The organism is Tolypothrix sp. VBCCA 56010 (genome assembly GCF_050875635.1).
In the GTDB taxonomy this organism is placed as follows: Bacteria; Cyanobacteriota; Cyanobacteriia; order Cyanobacteriales; family Nostocaceae; genus Hassallia.
In genome coordinates this window covers 1-461 of sequence record NZ_JBPAOH010000434.1, presented here as the reverse complement: position 1 = coordinate 461, position 461 = coordinate 1, and the positions used below count along the sequence as shown (strand labels likewise).

At 44.0% G+C, this 461-nt stretch carries 1 protein-coding gene; it reads right to left on the bottom strand.

Annotation, left to right across the window (positions count from 1 at the left end):
• Positions 1 to 105 precede the first annotated feature (105 nt).
• The coding region (tnpA, locus tag AABK37_RS41875; RefSeq protein WP_432557256.1) for an IS200/IS605 family transposase at positions 106 to 461 on the bottom strand (356 nt) is incomplete at its 5' end.

Below are 461 nucleotides of genomic sequence, written 5' to 3'. Positions count from 1 at the left end.
TTAGCTTAAAACAAAAGAAGCCTCACGTCTCACCCTGTACTCAGGGGAGCGTGAGATGAATTTTGGGCAATGACGAATTGACCAACGAACGATATTGAACGCAGTTCAATCAGCAATGTTGGTCGATAGCGACGGTTCGACGGACAGAGGATTCTGTCCGCCGACACGTCGCGAGGAATTGCCGTCTTCCGGTCTATCCTGAGATTCAATATACTGCTTTAAGGTTGTAATAGTTACACCGCCACAACTGGCAACAAAATAAGAACCATTCCAAAATACATCTTTTGTGTAGAAACGACTTAAATACTCTGCAAATTCTTGCCTTAGTCGGCGAGAAGTCGTTGATTTAATATTTCCCACCAATACACTCAACTGCACGTCTGGGTGATATTGAAATAGCGCGTGTACGTGGTCTTTTTCGCCGTTAAACTCAACAAGCTTGCAATCCCACTTGGCTAATA